The 19,495-nt window shown below is 60.6% G+C and carries 17 protein-coding genes and 2 pseudogenes; 8 read left to right on the top strand and 11 right to left on the bottom strand.

Annotation, left to right across the window (positions count from 1 at the left end):
• The first annotated feature begins 664 nt into the window (after positions 1–664).
• On the top strand, positions 665–1,198 hold the full coding sequence (locus NKH52_RS15710; RefSeq protein ID WP_352732129.1) for a hypothetical protein: 534 nt from the start codon (positions 665–667) through the stop codon (positions 1,196–1,198).
• 1 nt (position 1,199) lies between these two features.
• Positions 1,200–1,766, top strand: coding sequence for a type II toxin-antitoxin system VapC family toxin (locus tag NKH52_RS15715; RefSeq protein ID WP_352732126.1), 567 nt, complete (start codon positions 1,200–1,202; stop codon positions 1,764–1,766).
• A gap of 3 nt (positions 1,767–1,769) precedes the next feature.
• Here the strand turns inward: NKH52_RS15715 and NKH52_RS15720 are convergent, their stop codons facing one another.
• Positions 1,770–2,195: a hypothetical protein gene (locus tag NKH52_RS15720; RefSeq protein WP_352732123.1), complete on the bottom strand. Its 426-nt coding sequence runs from the start codon at positions 2,193–2,195 to the stop codon at positions 1,770–1,772.
• Positions 2,196–2,410: 215 nt separating this feature from the next.
• Here NKH52_RS15720 and NKH52_RS15725 point away from each other — a divergent pair, with 215 nt between their 5' ends.
• Genes NKH52_RS15725 through NKH52_RS15735 form a run of 3 tightly spaced genes read left to right on the top strand, consistent with a single transcriptional unit; the run spans position 2,411 to position 7,439 of the window.
• Positions 2,411–2,818, top strand: coding sequence for a FixH family protein (locus tag NKH52_RS15725; RefSeq protein ID WP_352732120.1), 408 nt, complete (start codon positions 2,411–2,413; stop codon positions 2,816–2,818).
• On the top strand, positions 2,815–4,263 hold the full coding sequence (locus NKH52_RS15730; protein ID WP_352732118.1) for an efflux RND transporter periplasmic adaptor subunit: 1,449 nt from the start codon (positions 2,815–2,817) through the stop codon (positions 4,261–4,263). Before NKH52_RS15725 ends, NKH52_RS15730 begins: the two co-directional genes overlap by 4 nt.
• Positions 4,260–7,439 carry an efflux RND transporter permease subunit gene (locus tag NKH52_RS15735; protein WP_352732116.1) on the top strand — a complete coding sequence of 1,060 codons (3,180 nt, stop codon included), beginning with the start codon at positions 4,260–4,262 and terminating at the stop codon, positions 7,437–7,439. The genes NKH52_RS15730 and NKH52_RS15735 overlap by 4 nt, the downstream gene beginning before the upstream one ends.
• 515 nt (positions 7,440–7,954) lie before the next feature.
• Here the strand turns inward: NKH52_RS15735 and cueR are convergent.
• The 3 genes and pseudogenes from cueR to NKH52_RS15750 form a co-directional block, all read right to left on the bottom strand.
• A pseudogene (gene cueR, locus NKH52_RS15740) lies at positions 7,955–8,334 on the bottom strand (Cu(I)-responsive transcriptional regulator).
• A 69-nt stretch (positions 8,335–8,403) separates the two neighbouring features.
• On the bottom strand, positions 8,404–8,673 hold the full coding sequence (locus NKH52_RS15745; protein ID WP_352732113.1) for a hypothetical protein: 270 nt from the start codon (positions 8,671–8,673) through the stop codon (positions 8,404–8,406).
• Complete coding sequence (locus tag NKH52_RS15750; RefSeq protein WP_352732111.1) at positions 8,670–9,032, bottom strand: hypothetical protein; 363 nt, start codon at positions 9,030–9,032, stop codon at positions 8,670–8,672. The genes NKH52_RS15745 and NKH52_RS15750 overlap by 4 nt, the downstream gene beginning before the upstream one ends.
• Before the next feature lie 871 nt (positions 9,033–9,903).
• Here NKH52_RS15750 and NKH52_RS15755 point away from each other — a divergent pair.
• Positions 9,904–10,747: pseudogene (locus tag NKH52_RS15755) on the top strand (ATP-dependent DNA ligase).
• A gap of 180 nt (positions 10,748–10,927) precedes the next feature.
• Here NKH52_RS15755 and NKH52_RS15760 read toward each other — a convergent pair.
• Complete coding sequence (locus tag NKH52_RS15760; protein WP_352732109.1) at positions 10,928–11,200, bottom strand: hypothetical protein; 273 nt, start codon at positions 11,198–11,200, stop codon at positions 10,928–10,930.
• A gap of 73 nt (positions 11,201–11,273) precedes the next feature.
• Here NKH52_RS15760 and NKH52_RS15765 point away from each other — a divergent pair, with 73 nt between their 5' ends.
• Entirely contained in the window at positions 11,274–11,528 is a 255-nt protein-coding gene (locus NKH52_RS15765; protein ID WP_352732106.1) for a DUF768 domain-containing protein, read from the top strand.
• A 42-nt stretch (positions 11,529–11,570) separates the two neighbouring features.
• A complete protein-coding gene (locus NKH52_RS15770; protein ID WP_352732104.1) occupies positions 11,571–11,819 on the top strand; it encodes a hypothetical protein in 249 nt (82 codons plus the stop codon).
• A 217-nt stretch (positions 11,820–12,036) separates the two neighbouring features.
• Here NKH52_RS15770 and NKH52_RS15775 read toward each other — a convergent pair whose 3' ends face one another.
• The 6 genes from NKH52_RS15775 to NKH52_RS15800 form a co-directional block, all read right to left on the bottom strand.
• On the bottom strand, positions 12,037–12,327 hold the full coding sequence (locus NKH52_RS15775; protein ID WP_352732102.1) for a hypothetical protein: 291 nt from the start codon (positions 12,325–12,327) through the stop codon (positions 12,037–12,039).
• Positions 12,328–13,199: 872 nt separating this feature from the next.
• On the bottom strand, positions 13,200–13,412 hold the full coding sequence (locus NKH52_RS15780) for a hypothetical protein (RefSeq protein WP_352732100.1): 213 nt from the start codon (positions 13,410–13,412) through the stop codon (positions 13,200–13,202).
• 608 nt (positions 13,413–14,020) lie between these two features.
• Positions 14,021–14,311, bottom strand: coding sequence for a hypothetical protein (locus tag NKH52_RS15785; protein WP_352732097.1), 291 nt, complete (start codon positions 14,309–14,311; stop codon positions 14,021–14,023).
• A gap of 539 nt (positions 14,312–14,850) precedes the next feature.
• Positions 14,851–16,812 (bottom strand): FUSC family protein, encoded by a 1,962-nt coding sequence (locus NKH52_RS15790; RefSeq protein WP_352732095.1) that lies wholly within the window; start codon positions 16,810–16,812, stop codon positions 14,851–14,853.
• A 232-nt stretch (positions 16,813–17,044) separates the two neighbouring features.
• Positions 17,045–18,064 carry a cytochrome d ubiquinol oxidase subunit II gene (gene cydB / locus NKH52_RS15795; protein WP_352732092.1) on the bottom strand — a complete coding sequence of 340 codons (1,020 nt, stop codon included), beginning with the start codon at positions 18,062–18,064 and terminating at the stop codon, positions 17,045–17,047.
• A gap of 4 nt (positions 18,065–18,068) precedes the next feature.
• Complete coding sequence (locus NKH52_RS15800; protein WP_352732090.1) at positions 18,069–19,490, bottom strand: cytochrome ubiquinol oxidase subunit I; 1,422 nt, start codon at positions 19,488–19,490, stop codon at positions 18,069–18,071.
• Positions 19,491–19,495 lie beyond the last annotated feature (5 nt).

The following is a 19,495-nucleotide window of genomic DNA, read 5'->3' on the forward strand; positions in this document are numbered from 1 at the left end:
CTTCGCGGGAATCGGTGACGTTGAACATCACCAGCCTGCCATGACCGCCCTCTCTCAGCGAATTTGCAGAACTCTCAGCACACTAACTTTAGCAGGCTCAGCATGACGAGTCCTGCATGCCCTACTCGGATGCTGCGTAGCCCCTAAGGTCGCCCTGGGGCGGGCCCTTATTTCGGTGCGAGTTGCGCCCAGGAATTCTGATACCGTCGTCGTGTCCGATACGCCGACAGCAACCTCACATGCAGGAAGTTTCGTCAAATATCTTCAAGAGTGCCTAGCCGGGGTCCGGCGACCGCGCTGCCTCCGGAAGCGCGCCGATAATTCTCCTCGGCGCGGTAGCTCTCATGCAGATGTTCAGAAAACGAAGGAGCAAATGGCTGGGTGAGGGCATAGGTATTGCCGAAGAAAGCCCGGTCCATTTCAAGTGCCCGGTGCCCAAATACGCAATGTGTCATCCCAAGCGGGCATTCCAATTTCGATTTGCAATGAAGATGACCGCGTAGGTGTGCTCAATTAAGGAACATGGCGTCTCTCGCTGCGAGCCTAACGCAAACGCTGCAGGAGCAACTGCCGCGCCTCGCGGAGGAGCGAATTGCGGTGAAGATCAGGGGCGAGTAATGAAAACCCAAATCGTGGTCGGGATCGTCTGCCCCAAGGCGACGTCGTGCTCGCCAAAATCACGACATTCCGCGACTGGCTGCCGCAATTCGGTGGGTCCTTGAAAAATTGCCGTGGCCATGTTATGTTGGACGAAATCGTGAAATTGTCAGACATTGGAGGCTGCGTCATGGCGAAGGCAGCGAGGAAGAAACACACGGGTGGTGGCGCGGAACGGCAAGGCAGATTTGCCATTCAGAAGCGCGCCGGTATGATCGAAATGACGACGAAGGCGGGCGAGCCACTTCCGAAGATTGGGCGGGCAACCAAGACCGGCAAGTTTGTCGCGGTCAGCAGAACCCGTTTTGAGGCCGTCATGAAGGCGGCGGAACATTCTGGTCTGTTAGGCGAGAAGAGCACGCGGATCGGTGGTCGTATCAGTCCGGCGCTGATCGAAAAAGCCAAGAAGCAGACCGGGATCGAGACTGACACCGACTTGATCGAATTCGCCCTCGCCAATGTCGCACTCGATGACAATTTCGGACAGACGTTCAGAAAGACGAGAGGCACCGTCGATCCGACGCTTAAGCTCGGGTTCTGAATTGACGGACTTTGATTTCGCCAGTTCTGTGCGCTGGGCACGATTCGATCCTCAGGAGAGGCTGCTTCGCCGCAAAGACGACGACCTTCCGTTCCTCGGTGTTACTGCCGAGGCGGGGCAAGAGCTGATGCTCGATACCTGTGTCTACATTGATGGTTTGCAGGGCCATGCTCCGGATGTCGTCGCCGATCTGCTCGATCTCAGGCTCAGCAATCATTCGACGGTTGCCATCCAGGAACTCATGCACACCGTCGGCGTGCTAGATCCCAAGCATCCTGGCACAAAGACGGCAATCAAACAGATTGGCGCTACCATTGGCGACATGCACCCGCATCGCGTGTTCGCACCCGATCCTGATGTGCTTGGAAAAGCTGCGCTACTCTCAGGCATCCTGTGTCGCCTTCAGGGCTATCACAAAGATGCTCGCCTCCGCGCGCTTCAGGATTGTGTCTTGTTCCTGCAAGCGCAGAAGCTAGGGTTCACAGTACTCACGGGGAATATCAGCGACTTCGATTATCTTCTTCAGCTAATCCCGACTGGACGGGCGCTGTTTTATCGGCAAGCCTGATCGTCACTCCCGGCACATCACCATTTGTAAGCTCTGCTTAACGCCCGGCAGCGCACGCATTGTGTGGCGTATCACCTGACGGAAATGTGAGCGCGTGGGTCTTCTCTTGCACCGCACCATATGCCATTGAGGTTGTGTGAAGTTCTGGACCGTATTCCCCCGCCTGCTTTCGATTCTGGCCGTTGTGAGCATTCTCACAGCGCCGATGGTGTTGCCGTCTGCCGCGATGACGATGGTTGTCGATTCTACGGCGACAATGGCGGATATGGCGTCCATGTCTGACGGTATGCCGTGCCCTTCGGACCAGAAGCAGCCATTACCTGATTGCCAGAACTCCTGTCCTCTCGCGGCCTTATGCGTCGCCAAGTGCTTTCCAAGCGCGGCGCCCTCAGCAATCACGCTGACCTGGTTATCAACAGCCGACGCCATCGCTCCTGGCAATAGCGTCGGACAGGAGTTCCCAGCTCCTCCGCCGCCTCCCAGACCTCCACGTACCTGAGTTCATCGACGGCTCTTTTCGGAGCCATTTGTCGCCCCATGGCTGACGGCCTTGCGGCGAAAGCCCGTGGCTTTGGCATGAGCCTGGCCACAAGCCTGCCGTGCATTCCGTGCGGCCGAACGATGAACTTTGGGAAAATCAGACAATGAACTTTTGCAATGTGAAGCACGTCGCAGCCGCGGCGCTGATCGGTCTTGCCCTCGGTGGCGCCAATTCGAAGGCCTGGGCCGGGATCGATGATTACGAGTTTCAACTCGTTCAAAGCGCGATCAAGAAAGGCGATGCCGCGATTGTCGCGGTCCGCCTAATCGACAGGCGTTCCGGCAAGGTGGTGCCCGACGCTGTGATCTTTGCCCAACGCGTCGACATGGCGCCGGACGGTATGGAGATGATGACGGCGCCAATCGAACCGTTGCCCTCGACGGAGCCCGGAATCTATCGTTTCAAGGCCAGTCTGATGATGCCAGGTGGCTGGCGCCTGTCACTCGGCGCCAAGGTGCAGGGCGAAACCGGCTCTCTCGAAAACAAGCTCGAATTCAAGGCCACCCCATGAACCGCGCAGGCCGCACTGGCCTCACCCTCGCCGCCATTTTGGCGGCGGGGGCTGGAGGCTATTGGGCGGGGCACCGCAATCTCGCGCTGCCTGCCACACAGTGGCTGCAAGCCGTCGCCTGGCTTGAAGGCACTGCATCAGCCCCGGCGAGCGCCAACCCCGCGCCTGCCGGACCCGTCATCTACTACCGAGATCCGGATGGCCTCCCAACCTATGCGGGAACTCCGAAGAAGACCGCGGATGGGCGGGACTTCCTGCCCGTTCTAGCGGGGGAAGACCTGAGCTTCGAGGACAAGCCGCCGGTCGCCGCTGCGACCGTTGCCGCTGCTCCCGCGAACGGCGAACCGAAGCGGATCTTGTACTATCGCAACCCGATGGGCCTTCCGGACACTTCGCCGGCGCCGAAGAAGGATTCAATGGGGATGGATTACATCCCCGTCTACGCGGGCGAGGATGACGACGGTTCGACCGTCAAAGTCGCGGCAGGCAAACTGCAACGGACAGGCGTTCGTTCGGAGGCCGCCACCGAGCAGGTGATCGTTCGTCCGGTGCGAGTGCCCGGCACCGTGCAGCTCGATGAGCGGCGCATCACAGTGGTCGCAACGCGCTCCGATGCCTTCATCGACAAGGTCGCCGATGTCACCACTGGCGATCGGGTCAAAAAAGGCGAACCCCTGATGCGGCTGTATTCGGCCGAGATCGCGACCGCGAGCGCTCAATACCTTGTCGACCTGAACGGAAGCGGCCGGGCCTCGTCCGGGGCTCGCCAGCGCCTCGAGAACCTTGCAGTCCCGCCCGACGTGATCGCCGCAATCGAGCGCACCCGCCAGGTCCTGACTTCCATCACCTGGACCGCCCCGCGCGATGGCGTGATCCTCGAGCGCAATGCCGTCGAGGGCATGAAGGCATCGCCCGGCGACGTGCTCTTCCGTCTCGCCGACGTCTCGACCGTGTGGATCGTCGCCGACGTTCCTGAATATGAGTTGGGAGCGGTGAAGGTCGGCGCCCTCGCTACGATCAGAGTGCGAAGTCTGCCTGGCCAGACCTTCAGCGGCCGCGTCGCCCTGATCTATCCGCAGGTCGCCAAGGAAACGCGCACGACCAAGGTGCGGATCGAGATCCCCAATTCGGATGGCCTGTTGCTGCCGGACATGTATGCCAATGTCGAGATCGGCAGCGGCGGCAATGCCGCCGCGGTCGTCGCCGTCCCCGACAGCGCGGTGATCGACACCGGAACGCGGCAAGTCGTGATCATCGACAAGGGCGAGGGCCGCTTCGAGCCGCGGGAGGTCAAGATCGGCCTTCAAGGCGGCGGCTTTACCGAAATCCGCAACGGCATTGCCGCCGGCGACCGGGTCGTGGTCGCGGCGAATTTCCTGATCGACGCCGAGAGCAATCTGAAGGCTGCACTGAGCGGCATGACGAACCCGGAGACTGCGCCATGATTGCCCGGCTCATCGCGTGGTCCGCACGCAATCTCGTTCTCATCTTCGTTGCCACAGCCTTCGCGGTGGCCGCTGGAGCCTACGCGCTGAAGACGCTTCCGCTCGATGCGATTCCGGACCTCTCGGACGTCCAGGTCATCGTCTATACCGAGTATCCCGGCCAGGCGCCGCAAGTGGTCGAGGACCAGGTCACCTATCCCTTGACGACGGCAATGCTGACCGTACCGAAGTCCAAGGTGGTGCGTGGGTTCTCCTTCTTCGGCGTGTCCTTCGTCTATGTCATCTTCGAAGACGGCACGGATCCCTATTGGGCGCGGGCGCGCGTGCTCGAATATCTCAACGCAGCCGCGCAGCGCCTGCCGGCTGGCGTCACGCCGGGCCTCGGGCCCGATGCGACCGGCGTCGGCTGGGTCTACCAGTACGCCGTCGTTGCCAAGGACATGACGCTCGCCGAGCTGCGGTCGCTGCAGGACTGGGTTGTGCGATACGCCGCCTCCAAGGCTGAGGGGGTCGCCGAGGTCGCGAGCGTCGGCGGCTTCGTCAAGCAGTACAACATCGTCGTCGATCCGCTGCGGCTGCGCGCCCAGGGCATATCGCTGTCGATGGTCCGTGACGCCGTGCGCGCCAGTAATCGGGATGTCGGCGGACGTACGCTGGAGCTTTCCGAATTCGAGTTCATGGTGCGTGGCCGTGGCTACATCAAGTCGATTGCCGATATCGAAGACATCGTCCTGAAAACGGACCAGGGCGTGCCCCTGCGCCTCAAGGACGTCGCCAAGGTCGAGATCGGTCCCGACGAACGGCGCGGCATCACCGAACTCAATGGCGAAGGCGAGGTCGCGAGCGGCATCGTCCTGCAGAGGTTCGGGGCCAATGCCCTGACGGTGATCGAGAACGTCAAGCAGCGCTTGAGCGACATCGCCGGGAGCCTTCCCAAGGGTGTTGAGATCGTGCCTGTCTACGACCGTTCGCATCTCATCGAAGCGGCGATCGAGACTTTGAAGCACACGCTGGCCGAGGAGAGCATCATTGTCGCCCTGGTCTGCGTCGTGTTTCTTCTTCACCTGCGCAGCGCGCTCGTTGCCATCCTGATGCTGCCGGTCGGCATCCTGATGGCCTTCGGTGCCATGAAGGCGATCGGGCTCGGCTCCAACATCATGAGCCTCGGCGGCATCGCCATCGCCGTCGGCGCCATGATCGACGCCGCTATCGTCATGATCGAGAATGCCCACAAGCATCTGGAGCGTGCTCCGCCAGGCAAGCCTCGAGTACAGATCCTGATCGATGCGGCGAGCGAGGTCGGCCCGGCGCTGTTCTTCAGCCTGCTTGTCATCACGGTGTCATTCCTGCCGATCTTTACGCTCGAGTCGCAGGAAGGCCGGATGTTCGGTCCGCTCGCCTTCACCAAGACCTTCGCCATGGCGGCCGCGGCGATCCTATCGGTCACGCTGGTGCCAGCCTTGATGGTACTCTTCGTGCGCGGCCGGATCATCCCGGAGCACAAGAACCCGATCAACCGCTTCCTGATCCGGGTCTATCGCCCCGTCATTCGCAGCGTCCTGAAGGCGAAGACGCTCACCATCGCGCTCGCGCTTGTCTTGCTTGGAGTATCCATCTGGCCTGTAAGCCAGATCGGCTCGGAATTCATGCCGACCCTGAACGAAGGCACGCTGATGTACATGCCGACGACCCTGCCGGGAATCTCCGTCACAAAGGCGGCGGAGCTCCTGCAAATGCAGGACCGGATTATCAAGTCCTTTCCGGAGGTGGATTCGGTCTATGGCAAAGCGGGTAGGGCGATGACCGCGACCGACCCGGCCCCCACCGAGATGTTCGAGACCATCATCAATCTGAAGCCAAAGGAGCAATGGCGGACTGGTGTCACCATCGACAGCCTGAAGGCCGAGATGGACAAGGCTCTGCAGTTCCCTGGTGTCTCCAACGCCTGGACCATGCCGATCCGCGCCCGCATCGACATGCTTTCGACAGGAATCCGAACCCCGGTAGGCGTAAAGGTGTACGGGACCGACCTGGCGCAGATGGAACAGATCGCACGCCAGATCGAAGTGGTTCTCAAGACGGTTCCGGGCACGTCGAGCGCCTATGCCGAGCGGGTGATCGGCGGCTACTATCTCGATATCGTCCCGGATCGCGAGGCGCTCGGCCGTTACGGCCTTGCCGTCGGCGACGTGCAGGACGTAATCGCGACGGCACTCGGCGGCGAGACCGTGACAACGACTGTCGAGGGACGCGAGCGGTATGGGGTCAATATCCGCTACCCCCGTGACCTGCGATCGAGTCCTCAGTCGACGGCTACCGACGTCGAAGTGCCATTGCCCGGTGGCGGCGCCATTCCGCTCGGTGAGGTGGCGAAAGTCCAGCTCACGCGCGGCGCGACCTCGATCCGCACTGAAAATGGCCAGCTCGCGACTTACATCTTCGTCGACATCAACGGCCGGGATCTCGGCGGCTATGTCGCCGACGCCCAGAAGGCCGTCGCGGAGACGGTGAAGCTGCCGCCCGGCTATTCGGTCGCCTGGAGCGGGCAGTTCGAATATCTGGAGCGAGCGGCGGCGCGGATGAAGATCGTCGTGCCCGTCACGCTGCTCATCATCTTCCTGCTGCTCTTTCTGAACTTCAGGGCGCTCACCGAGACGCTGATTGTCATGCTGTCCTTGCCCTTTGCGCTTGTCGGCGGGATCTGGCTGATGTGGTGGCTCGGCTTCAACATGTCGGTGGCGGTGGCGGTCGGCTTTATCGCGCTCGCCGGCGTCGCCGCCGAGACCGGTGTCGTCATGCTGATCTACCTGGAGCAGGCCATGGCCGAAGTGAAGGCAGAGCGGGCCGCACACAATCGGCGGTTCACCCGGGCAAATCTCTATGAGGCGATCATGCTCGGCGCAGTGGAGCGCGTCCGGCCGAAGATGATGACTGTTGTTGCCATCATGGCCGGACTGATCCCGATCCTCTGGAGCACAGGCGCCGGCTCGGAAGTGATGCAGCGCATCGCCGTGCCGATGATCGGCGGTATGATCTCGTCGACCCTCCTGACCCTGGTGGTGATCCCGGCCATATATGGATTGGTCAAGGGATGGGGATTGCCGAAGGGCGTTGCCTCGACTGGCGACGAGGTTGCGCTGACGGAACCAGCAATGTTCGACCTCGCGGCCGAATGATGGGAGCCTTGGTGACGGACACGACTAGCTGATGTTGACCTGACATTCCGCCGGCCGCCTCATAGTGAAGCGTCGGCGGCCAATTTTTGAAAACGCCTTAACCTCCGGCGGCTGGAGCCTTGCCTGCGGAGGTCATCCGACGACAGGAGCAACCATGGGGCTCGAAAGACGGTTCCGCCTCCTCAGGGAGGCATGTTGGCAAGGCAGATTGGGTGTCGCTGAGCTATTTCGCGCATCGCATCGCCTTCAGTTCCCTCAGCTTCGCAGATATTTGACGAGCGCCGCAATCGCGAGCAAAAGGGCAAATGAACGCCAGGATCCAGATGACGGCCATGCCGCCCATCGTCCATCCACACGCTTGAACCACCCATCATAGCGGTTCTCCTTACAGTCGGCGAAAGGCTTGCTTCGCCGACTACATCGGTGATTCTGAGTGAAGTTGTTCCGCGTGGATTTTCGTCAAGACGACAGGAAAGCTCGATTGGCCGCCTATCCCCCTATTGCACCGTACCAGGTCAGGTCAGTTCGTCGATGATGGGGCAATCCGGTCTCTCGTCGCCCTGGCAGTGCTCGACAAGGTGATGAAGCAGGCCACGCAGCCCGACCAGTTCGGCGATCTTCCTGTCGATCTCCACCAGTTTGGCTTCTGCCAGCGCCTTCACGTCCGCGCTCTCGTGCTCCTTGTCACGATAGAGCGACAGTAGCTGACGGCACTCTTCCACAGAAAATCCCAAGCTTCGGGAGCCCTGCAGGAAGCGCAGGCGATGAACGTCGGCCACTGAATAGTCACGGTAAACGTTGTGTGCCCGGGCGGGGCTCAGGAGGCCGATATATCGTAGTACCGTATGGTCTTGGGCGGCAGGCCTGATTTCTCGGACGCGGTTCCGATATTCATAATTAAAGTCTCCGTATCGCTAGGATCGTAAGGCTTCTCCTCGCTGAAAGGTCAATACGCCTTGGCAACTTAATCGGCCCCGCCGCAGCCGTCCGACAGGTTCCATACGTCGACGATCTTCTCGCCCGGGAAGCCGTGTTCGTGGATCAGGTACCTCGCCAGCCCGCCATACACCTTCCGCCGCCAGCATTGGCAGCAACACGGGCCTTTATCGTTGGAGTTGGCCATCGCGTAGTCGTAGGCCTTCTGCTCGTCGCCGCTGAGTTTAAGGTCGTAATAGGACGCCGCCTGCCGCGCGGTGGCCGCCGGTACGTCGTAGGGGTCCTGCGGGATGATCACGATGTACGGTATTTGGTCAAGCCCTGCGTCTGTTCGGTATAACGCTTCAGCTCCATCGGGCTGCAGCACGAACCCTTGATGCGAGACATCGCCGGCATGGTAGCGATCGACTCCGTGAACTTGGCCGAGCACGTGCTGTTGCCGTTTTTGCTGAGATCCTCGAAACGTTTGACCAGCCCCGGATCGTCGGCGGCCGCTGCGATGTTTACGCCGAGCAGGACAATCAGGCCAGCGACGGCGATCGCCAAGCGAAACGCCTTGCTTGCGAGGTTCGAAACTGAGGTCATCGAAAACTCCCTTCTTCGGCCTTCAGCCGATGCGCGTGAATATCGGAAATCGCGCTCTCGAACTTCGGCCATTGCACTGTCCCCATTCAGTGCTTTCCCCCATGAGAACTGCCCGCTGGCGTGGACGGCTGGCGAGCCTTTTTTTCATTTTTGGTAGCGTGAAGCGATGAGGCTGTGGCTCCTTGCTTTCGTTGTCCTGCTTTTCATGGCCGCCGGCTTTGGTTGACGGCCGATGGGCGCGACATTTTGGGCGCTCCGGGAACGTAAGGATGACGGCACCATCTTTCGGCCTCTAGCGGCTCGTGCCTAGGCTCTTCATGGTAAAACACTTGGCGAAAATCGCGCTCATCGACCTTCTGTCCGCAGTAAGGGCATGGATAGAAATGCGCTTTTTCCGGGATGTCTTGGCCGCCGTGCGGCTTGCCGGAAATGAGAGGGCCGAGATCAGATAGCTTGGTCATCTACTGCCCAGCGCTTTTGCTTCTCGTTCCAGCGTCTCCCGGTCGTTGCCATGCTTTTTGATAAGTTCACGACCTCGGGGATCGTAAGCTGAAACTTGCTGGCGAGATAACCGAGCTCATATTCTTCGTCGCCTGATACCCGGTCGCGTCGCGGAAATCACATTTGCTCTTGTCGTCCGCCATGGCATCGCCTCCTGTTTGCACACAACAGAAGAAGTTCGCCAAGGTTCCGCTCGCTGACTGGCGGCGTGCCCCTCTAATGCACGTGCAGTAACGGTTGATTCAACCATTGCTGGTACAATGTGGGATATGGGTGGCGGCTCCGACAGTTCGGTGGGCGCTGAGTGCCGAAGCCGCCTGCGCAGTCCGGTTGGGGTTTGACCGCGCCGTCCTATTCTGGGACAGCGCGGTCAACGATTCGTTAAAATGCTCCGGAACTAATTAAGTGTGTGCTAATTGAATCGCGGTTCGCGAGTCAGTGCATGCGTTTGAAGTTCATCCCCGCGTTTATGCCGACTTGGTGGAGAAGCCTCCAGAACGCGACGGTTGGATTCACAAGGTCAAGTTTGATGGGTATCGCTCGCAATTGATCATCGATGAAGACGGCACCAGGATCTATACCCGCAATGGTCACGACTGGACGGCGAAATATCACGACCTCGTGACAGAGGCCAAGAGCCTTGGCGCCTAGAGCGTCATCGTGGATGGCGAGATCATCGTGTTGAACGAAGCCGGCCTGTCCCACTTCGGCGAACTGCGCAAGGCGATCACCCGCAGGCAGCACGACCTCTATTTCGTTGCCTTCGATCTGCTCCACCTCAATGGTCATGATTTGCGAGACATGGCGCTGGAGGAGCGGCGCGAGATCCTTGCCAGTATGATCGAGCCCGGCGGCCGTATCCAGTTCAGCGAGCCGCTGCCGGGCGAGGCAAATACCGCAGCGGGCCGTGCACCAACTGGCTAAAGGCGAAATGCTATTCGATCGACGAGTATGAACTGCTGGGCGTCGAGCGTGAGGCGGGCAAGCCGGCGTTCGCTCTGATGGCTGAACGCGGCACAGGGCGCTATGTCGGCAGCGCGTTCGTCACCTTGAACCGGGAAATGCGCGAGCGGCTGTGGCAACGAGTCCAGGAGCACCCAGGAACGGCGCCCAAGGGCATCATGAAGCGGCCATCGACCCAATGGGTCAAGCCGGGGCTGATCGGCCGTGTGAAGCACCTGCGCGGCGAGGATGACCTGCGCCACGCTTCACTGCAGTGTGTCAGGAGGAATGAGCAGGGGTCGCTCAAGGTGTTGCTAATATACAGCACCCGACAGCATCTCTAACGCATCGCGCGCGGATCCGCTTCCATTGGCCACCCCTTTTCGTCAAAATCACAGCGAACAATGCGAGGCGGTGAGATGGACAAGCGGCAAGATAACAAGACCATTGAGCTGTGCTGTCTGCTAGCCGTGCCGGTATCACTGCTCCTCACTGTGGTATTCGCTGGGATGGTCCTTGGCTGACTAACGCACTCTGGGCGTCACCAGCCGCACAACATCAAGCGCGACCGTCACCACCGGGCCACCCAGGCTGACGGTTACGGCGTCCTTCTCGACCCGTGTGACGCTGCCGATCAGTTCCATGGTCTGGCCTTTGACCACCTTCGTGGTGCTATCCCGAACGGAATGGGGAAATCCGTAGGTCGGTATTGACACGCTGATCCTGGCGTCAGTGACGCGTCGAATACTGGTGGCGTCGATCGCCACCTCATCTCCGATGTTGAGACCTCTAGCCATGCACTGGAGTCTGGTGCGGCCGTCTCACGGGTCAAGTAGCGGAACCTAATATGCGCTTTGAACTTATCGGCTGATGAGCACACGCGGCATCAACTTTCTCGATCGGTGGATGGCAGAGCACCTGCCCAACGCGATGACTGATGATCCTGTGGCGATTAGCGACCTCGCTGACGAAATGATGAAATCTGCGGAGCGTGAGGGAATCGGTGCCGACGAGATCAACGAGGAGGTCGACAGCGTCTTTGAGGTGATCTTCGAGGCGATGCACCACCGGGAAGGCAGCTTGGCCGAATGGCCCTTGCCAGGGAGATCAAGACGAGGAATATAATCCTTCCGTTGCGGCGATCCCCCTCAAACGGAGTTCGCAGAAATGGCAAGATCGAAACCTTCCAAGCAGTTATCACAGGCTGAAATCGAGCGCTTTGTGGTCGCAGCGGAAGCGCTGCACCTAAGCATCGTCAAGCCGTTCATATCGCCGCACTGCGACCACTACAGACAGACACGCGTCTTACACGAGACGCTTTTGAAAGCCGTGCGAGAAGTCACGGGGAAGGAAGTGGAGTTCATCCGGTGGAACACCACGGGACCGGTGCTGCCAACACCAGCAAAACCGGGCTGAAGGAACATTAGCACTATCTAACTATTTATGTTTGCGGCAAGCGATGCTCACCCCATCACTGCCGAAGATCGGGATCTTCACCGGCCTCCCGATCGGCCCGCGCCTCCCGCAAGTGGCGCGGGCTTCCGCTGCATCTACGAAGGCTTAAGCGCTGCCGTCCGTCTCGCTTTCCTCGTCGATCATCCGTACTGGCAGATAGGCATTCGTTTCCAGCCACTCACGCAATACTCTGAATGAGATCCGACCGGCCGATCTTCATCTCGGCGGCGATGGAGTTCAGCGCATTTTCCGTCGCCGGCTCAAGCGCCACACCAGCAACGTTCCGGAGCATCAACGCAGCGCGCCGAAGTTTTAGCCCGTCGCCGGAGAACTCCATGAGACTCTTGAGAAGCACGTTGCGGCCATCATGTACGAGACCGATCTGACGATGGAGGGCTTGGTCATCAAGGCGCAAGCGTTGGCCGAGTGGGACCAAACTGGCCGGGCGGCCGGCGTCGCGTTCAGGCACGGCAGGACTGGCACGGGCAGATTGCCGCGTCGATCCTTCGCAATGCGAAAGGCGGTGCATCACCAGGATCTAAAGCGGTGGCTGGCCGGCGGCATCGAAGTTGTCGGAACCGATGACAGGGAAGAGGACTATTGCGACCTCGAAGACGGCCACGACGCAAATGCGACGGCGAAACCGTCACATGGGAAAACGACCCGCAGTCGCAGGAGGTACCGGTGTCGCTCTAACGTTGGCGACATTTTGTCGTCAACGTGGCCCGCTGCCTCACGGTGGCGGGCGTTTCTATTCTTTGTGTTGAACGATGTAGCTATTGCTGATGGCTTTGCTCCCAACGCCCCGCGTGACAACAACGGTGGTGTACCCGGCGGGGAGTGAACCGGTGACAGTCTCGTCGACAGAATGGCATCGTCCGACGATTTCCCCGTTTGGCGCACCTGCGAGCCTGGCTTTCAGAGAAGCCCAACATACGTCAAGCGACGCATATGTGGTCGGCGCGGCATCAGTGGGCGTGCAGACGGCAGCCTCGCCTGGGCTGCAAGAGAGTAAATGCATTACTGCTGCGGTTGCCGGGTCCATTCTCGAAGCTCCACTGAGACGAGCCTCAACGCGGATCGACGGCCTTTGTTGCACAGGCCCCCCGGCGACGGCCCGCTGCCTCACGGTGGCCGGCTTATTTCAGCCTATCGGCCCGCCCATTCTGTACTCTATCTCTGAAAGCAGTTTTTGCAGATTCTCGACCGTAACAATTAAGCTGACCAGCTTCCGCGTAGTTTCACCATCGCGGCCACTAAAATCGGTCATAACAATCGACCTCTATCGGTGTGCCGCCCTCGATTCCATCGACGATCGGATCCTTAAAGCGAAACCATCGATCAGTGACGATGCAACTGAGGGCCATCTTGCCTCGACGGTTTAGGCGCAATACGGGATTTGGTCGGCGTCTCACCACGATGGATTTGGCGTTCGGTTTCGGTGGCCCAGCGTCGCGCGTCGTCGCGGCGCAGGAAGGTCTCGCTGACGTAGCGACCTTTGCGCCGGACTTGCGCACGCCAGGAGCCGGACGAGAGTTTTGTGTAGGTGGCCATTTCTTCGTGTGCGCTCCGTGTGCACTGAGAGATCGAAACGTGGCGAAAAGGGTCGTATTCTGGCGTAAATTCGTGTGCACTCGGCAGGTACTAACGATTTGATGTTAAAGAAAAAATGCTGAAAATGAAGATCATACAGTGGCCGTGGCCCCGATGATCGTGGGGATAGGCTGGAGTCCACGAGCCTGGCCGCAGAGAGCTTGTGCGTGCACACAAACAACGCGCGCGGGCAGTTGCGGATCGGCTATCCGATACGTTCGAAAAAGATGTTGCCGAGACAAAGCGGAGCTGTGCACGCACGTCAATGTCGCGGCCATCCAAGGGTGATGAGCTTGCAATAGCTGAAAGGAATGTCGATCTCGCGCGAGGTTTGTGTCAGGCAACTGCACCAAATTGGGGAAATTGACGAAATCGGCCGGGGTAGGAACGACGCTCGCCAAGGTCGAAGCGAGGAAGCGGTCCCCCACATAGCGGTCGACGCTTCGGCCATACTCTCTCCCGCCGACACGTTTATCCTAAGTGCGTGCAGACGCTCATGATGGAAGGCGGCGATGATCCAGGATTCGGGCTTGATCAGTCGAATCGCCGGACGCTGACCGTGTCGTTGACTATGAGCTTCGCGTACATCCGCCCGGCTGTAGGGGTTGGGGATAGCCATCCGCGTGGCCCTTGATGCATGGAACAATCCGCTCGTGCCGCGGATAAGGCTCGGCCGATCCGGTCTGGGCATCGTCTTTCTCTGCAAGCCAAAGCAAGACGATCAACAAATCTGAATAAATGGCGAAGAAAATCAGAAACAATCTGATCGCCCAATCCGCGCTCGAGCCATTGAGCAAGGCGAAAAGGCCGAGTGACGCCATCATAACCACCATCATCATCATAGTGATCAGTTCGAACAAGCGCGTCTCGCGGAGACGGCCGCGCCTGCGTGACAGTGCATCAAGGCTCGGCAAGTCGAGCGGGCCAACCCCGGTGGACGCCACGGAGCCAGGCACCGAACCATGCCGACCGCGGGCCTGAGAGGAGCGCCACTCGAGTTGGACGGCACCCATGGCCTTCAGCCTCCAGACAGAACAACGGGATCGGTCGTCGACATCGGCGCGCCCCAGCCTACGGTCGCGGATTTGTAAGGCCGGATTGGCTTACTTGTTGCCATAGTCGAAATCCTTGCGTTTGAGCATGGAGCATCGCTCTTAAACGTCGAAGTGTCTTTCAAAAACGCCACCGTAGTTCAAGCTTCGCCCGCTTTGCCACGTGGCCTGGCGCATCGCCGGCGACTCGCGCGCCGTGCCTCTTCGTCTAGGATGATGCCTCGTTTCGCGCGGCGTTCAGGAGGTTTTTCGCACGATCGACCGACGCATCGAGGGGCCTGGGTGGCGTTCTCAAAGTTGTGAGCGCGCCTACAACCTGCTAACGCGCGGCACGGCGCCGAACAGTCTCATCGCACGCTCGCGCGTTCATCGCGTATTGCTGCGACGCGATCCAGGGCCGCATCCAGGCGCAAGAGCAAGTGAACGGCGTGAGATATGGGATCGCCGGCCCCTGCCGGAACCACATTGTTGGCGGTATCGGCGCCTGCTGCCGCTTCCGCCGTTTTGGACCCTGCGCCTGTCAGGTAACCCAGTGTGGCGTCTGTGCGCGCGAGCGCATCTGCGGCTATTTTCGTAAGCCCGGCGTCCTCGATGCGACCGCTTCTTAGGCAGATTGTTCCGAGTTCTCGCCCCCAGTTCTCGCACGCGCCTAACACCAGCACGCGCCTGCGCAGCCTCTCGCGGCGTACCATCCCGAAACTCGACTGCTCAGATGCGGCGACTGCTTTGAGTTCGCGGAAACGTTGCCCGGTCCCGAGGATGTGGCTGGCGAGGTCGCGCGTCGGCTTGCCTTCCAGCAGCACGGCGGCGGTGCCCCTCACCAATTCGCGCAAGGAACGCAAGAACGCGGCGGCCGCCTCTTCCGTCACATCTCGTTCGCGCCGCGTCAGAACGAGGCACGCGACCAGCACGCCCGACGCGACGCCGATAGCCGACTCCTCAAGACGCGTCAGCAGGACATCGAAGGTGAAATACCCCATCATCCCGAACATCAGGCCGAGGATCACCGTAATCCAGAAGACCATGACGCCATAGGCGATGACATTGGCCTGAAAGGCGAGAAACACGGCGACGACGATTGCAACCATGCTCATCAACTCGTGACCAGACAGCACGGTCGCCAGCAACTGGCCAGCCAACAGTCCGGCCGACGTGCCGGTAACGAACGCGATGCCTTTTGCCACGGATTCGCCGCGCGAACGCGTTTCCCGGAACATGACGAAGGCTGCAAACGCCGCCCAGTACCAGCGATTGGGAAGGATCAGTTCGCTGCACGCGATAGCGAGGGTCGAGGCGGCCGCCGTCTGCAGCGCCGGACGCCATCCAGGTGGAGATGCCGTCGGCGGAATGGAGGCAGGATGATCGGGCTCGCCCGCCTTCTCGAGCAGGACGTGGTCGAGTATATCCAGCGCTCCTCCGAGACGGCCCGGCACAGCGAGCGGGGGCGCTTGCTGGTCTGCCGTTCCGATCAGCGCAATCCGCGACAGCAGGGCCACGCGCTCCTCCGGACCGCCGAGATCCTGCAGGGCAATCTGCTCGACACGCCGCGTCGCCAGTTGTATCTCGAAGAGCTGGAGCCAGCCCAAGCCATGGGAATCCGGCTGCTGGGCCGACCACGCGAGCCGTGCTTGGGCAAGCATGATGATCTCATCAAGGCGAGAGACTTGGCGCCGGAGGCTGCGGCGGCTCGCAGCCGTCCACGCGCCTGCGTCTACCGCGGCTGCGATGCGCGCAAGTACCTGGTTGAGGCCACTACGGATGGCGCGGCGCAGGTGCTCGATCACGGCCTCCGGCCGCTCCGGAATCAGGACGCAGCGCACCAACGCGGCAACGGTCGCGGCAACCACGATGACCAGCAATCGCAGCGGAAGGGTTTCGGCCGGCTGCTTCGAGACGAGGGCGATCAGGTAGGCGATCAGCGAAACCAGCCCGATCGATCCATGACGTGGACCGCGAACCGAGAAGAATGCGATCACGAACATCATGGCAGGCAGCAACACTGCGTCGGCCATCGGCTGATCGATCAGCAGCGCGGCGACGATCGTTGATGCGCATGCCCCAATCCCGCCAATCGCAATGGTCTTGAGTTTCTGGGGGGTGGTGCTGTCGCGAACCGTGGCGGCGATGAAGAGGGCGATGGCAAATCCAAGGACGCAGTCGATGACCGGCACAGCGGCGATAGTACCCATCAGCGCGACGATGACGAAGGTTGTCAGTCCAGCGAGGGTTGCGCTGACGGCTGCGATCAGGCGCAGCCAGCCTGGGTCCGGCGGGAACAGCCGGTCGAGTGCCGCTCGCACCAGACTCATGCCGGGCGACCGGCGGCAGCAAACTCGGTGAGTTTCTCGTGACATATATTGTTTTACATCGGGCAATACCCCGAAGCATTGGGACGCACGGGTCATAGGGGCCAAAAATCGAGGTTTTCATTTTCGTATGGCACAATGGGTGGTGCGGCGGCCCTCTAGCCCTCAAAGCCACCAATCCCATCGGTAACGTTCTTCATTCCCGTGTGCTGAAATTTGCCAGCAGGAGCGCGGACTAGTGCTCGCCATAAGCGGAACGCTCCACCTTGCCGCGAAACACCCAGTAGGCATGGGCTTGGTAGGCCAGCACGATCGGAATGATAATGACGATCCCGACGCCCGCGAAGGCAAGCGCTTGAGGATCGGCGGCGCCGTCCCAGATCGAAATGTGCCTTGGTACGATGTAAGGCCAGAGGCTGACCGCCAAACCGGCAAAGCCAAGAAGGAACAGCACAACGGAGAGGATGAAAGGTAATGTCTCGCGCTTGCCCCAGAGGCTGCGCCAGATGAAGCAGGCGATGATGGCGGCCGACAACGGCAACGGCGCGAGATAGGCTATGTTGGGCCAAACAAACCATCGGCTTGCGACATTGGGGTCGGCCAACGCGGTCCAACCACTGACGATAGCCATCATCGCGGCGGCCACAATAAGTGCTGCATGCGCAACCTCGCGGGCAAATATCTGGGTCGAGCCCTCCGTCTTCCAGATGAGCCAACCCGCGCCCAGAAGCGCGTAGCCGCCCAGGAGGCCGAGCCCGCAGAGCAATCCCAGAATCGTGAAGCAATCGAAGGGCCCGCCGGAAAACATGCCGGCCTCCATCGGTATGCCGCTGATGAAACCGCCAAGGACGAACCCCTGACAGAGGCCGGCCAATATCGATCCACCTGCAAATGCGACATCCCATACCCAGCGATATGAGGCAGCCTGCAGCCGGAAGCCGAACGCGATGCCTCGGAATATCAGTGCGAACAGCATGAACATGATGGGCAGATAGAAGGCCGGCAGCAGCACGTAGTAGCCGGCCGGAAACGCGGCAAAGAGCAGCGTGCCGCCCATCACGAGCCAGGTTTCGTTGCCGTCCCAGACGGGTTCGATACTGGCCATCATGACATCGCGGTCCGCATCGCGGGGCGCGGCAAGGAAGAGGATGCCGACGCCGAGATCGAAGCCGTCCGCCAGCACATAGACGGCGACGGAAAAGGCGGCCACCGCACCGAACAGAAGCGGAAGATCGAAAGGGAGCAAACTGTCCATGGCGTCATTCTCCCGGCGTGTGGGCGAGGCCGGCCACGGGCGGTTTGGCGGCATTTGCCCCGGCCAGGGTGGGGCCGGATCGGTCCAGTCCCGGCCTTGTCGATCCCGGATCGGTGATCGAGGCGGAGGGTCCCTTGAGGGCGATATGGGCGGTAAACCAGAAGAAAGCAATCAGCAGCACGTTGTAGACGGCGAAAAAGATCAGCAATGTTGTTGTGACGGCGCCCGCGCTCACCGGCGCGACGGCGTCTGCCGTGCGCATATGCCCGTAGATGACGAAGGGCTGACGGCCGGCTTCTGTCGTGGTCCAGCCGGCAAGCACGGCGAGAAAGCCGAGGGGGGTAACCCCCATCGCGAGGAGTTGGAACCAGCGCGTCTCAAAGAGGCGTCCGCGCCAGCGCAGCACCGCGCCGGTGATCGCGGTGGTGAGCAGGACGATGCCGATGCCGACCATTATGCGGAAGGCGAAGAATACAATGGGGACATAGGGGCGGTCGTCACGCGGTACGGCCTTCAGCCCCGGGACCTCCCCGTTCCAGGAGTGCGTCAGATAAAGGCTGGCTATGTGCGGGATATCGATCGCGAAGCGGTTCGTCTCGTCCTGCATGTCCGGCCATGCGAGCACCGTCATCGGCGCACCGCGCGTGGTGTCCCACAGGCCTTCCATCGCGGCGACCTTGGTCGGCTGATAGACGAGGGTGTTGCGGCCGTGGAGGTCGCCCAACACGATCTGGAGCGGCGCCAGAACCAGAGCCATCCACATGGCCATGGAGAAGGCGATGCTCGAGGTTGTGCGATGCTGGCGGCGCCAAAGATGGAAGGCTGAGACGCCGGCGACCACGAAAGAACCGGTGAGGATGCTCGCGCAGACCATGTGCGCCAAGCGGTAGGGGAACGACGGGTTGAAGATCACCTTCCACCAGTCCAACACGTGATAGATGCCTTGTGCATCCGCGACCGCACCTGCCGGGGTCTGCATCCAGCTATTCGCGGCAATGATCCAAGTCGCGCTGAGCAGCGTGCCGCCCGCCACCATGCAGCTGGAGAAAAAATGCATGCCCTTGCTGACACGGCCTTCGCCGAACAAAACGATGCCGATGAAGCCGGACTCGAGGAAGAAGGCCGTCAACGCCTCGTACATGAACAACGGTCCGAGCACATTGGCGACCGAGCGCGAGAAACCCGCCCAATTGGTGCCGATCTCGTAGCTGAGCACGATGCCGGTCACCACACCCATGCCGAAGCCGAGGGCGAAGATGCGGGTCCAGAACCGCATCAGGTCGCGGTAGACGGGCTTGCCTGTCCACCACCACAGGCCGCTGAGCCAAGCAACGAAGCATGCGATGCCAATAGTGAAGGTTGGCCAGAGAATGTGGAATCCGATGGTGAAGGCGAATTGCAGGCGCGCGAGTTCGACAGCGTCCATCGGCA

Origin of the sequence: Mesorhizobium sp. M1066 (assembly GCF_040318635.1) — a bacterium.
In the GTDB taxonomy this organism is placed as follows: Bacteria; Pseudomonadota; Alphaproteobacteria; order Rhizobiales; family Rhizobiaceae; genus Mesorhizobium.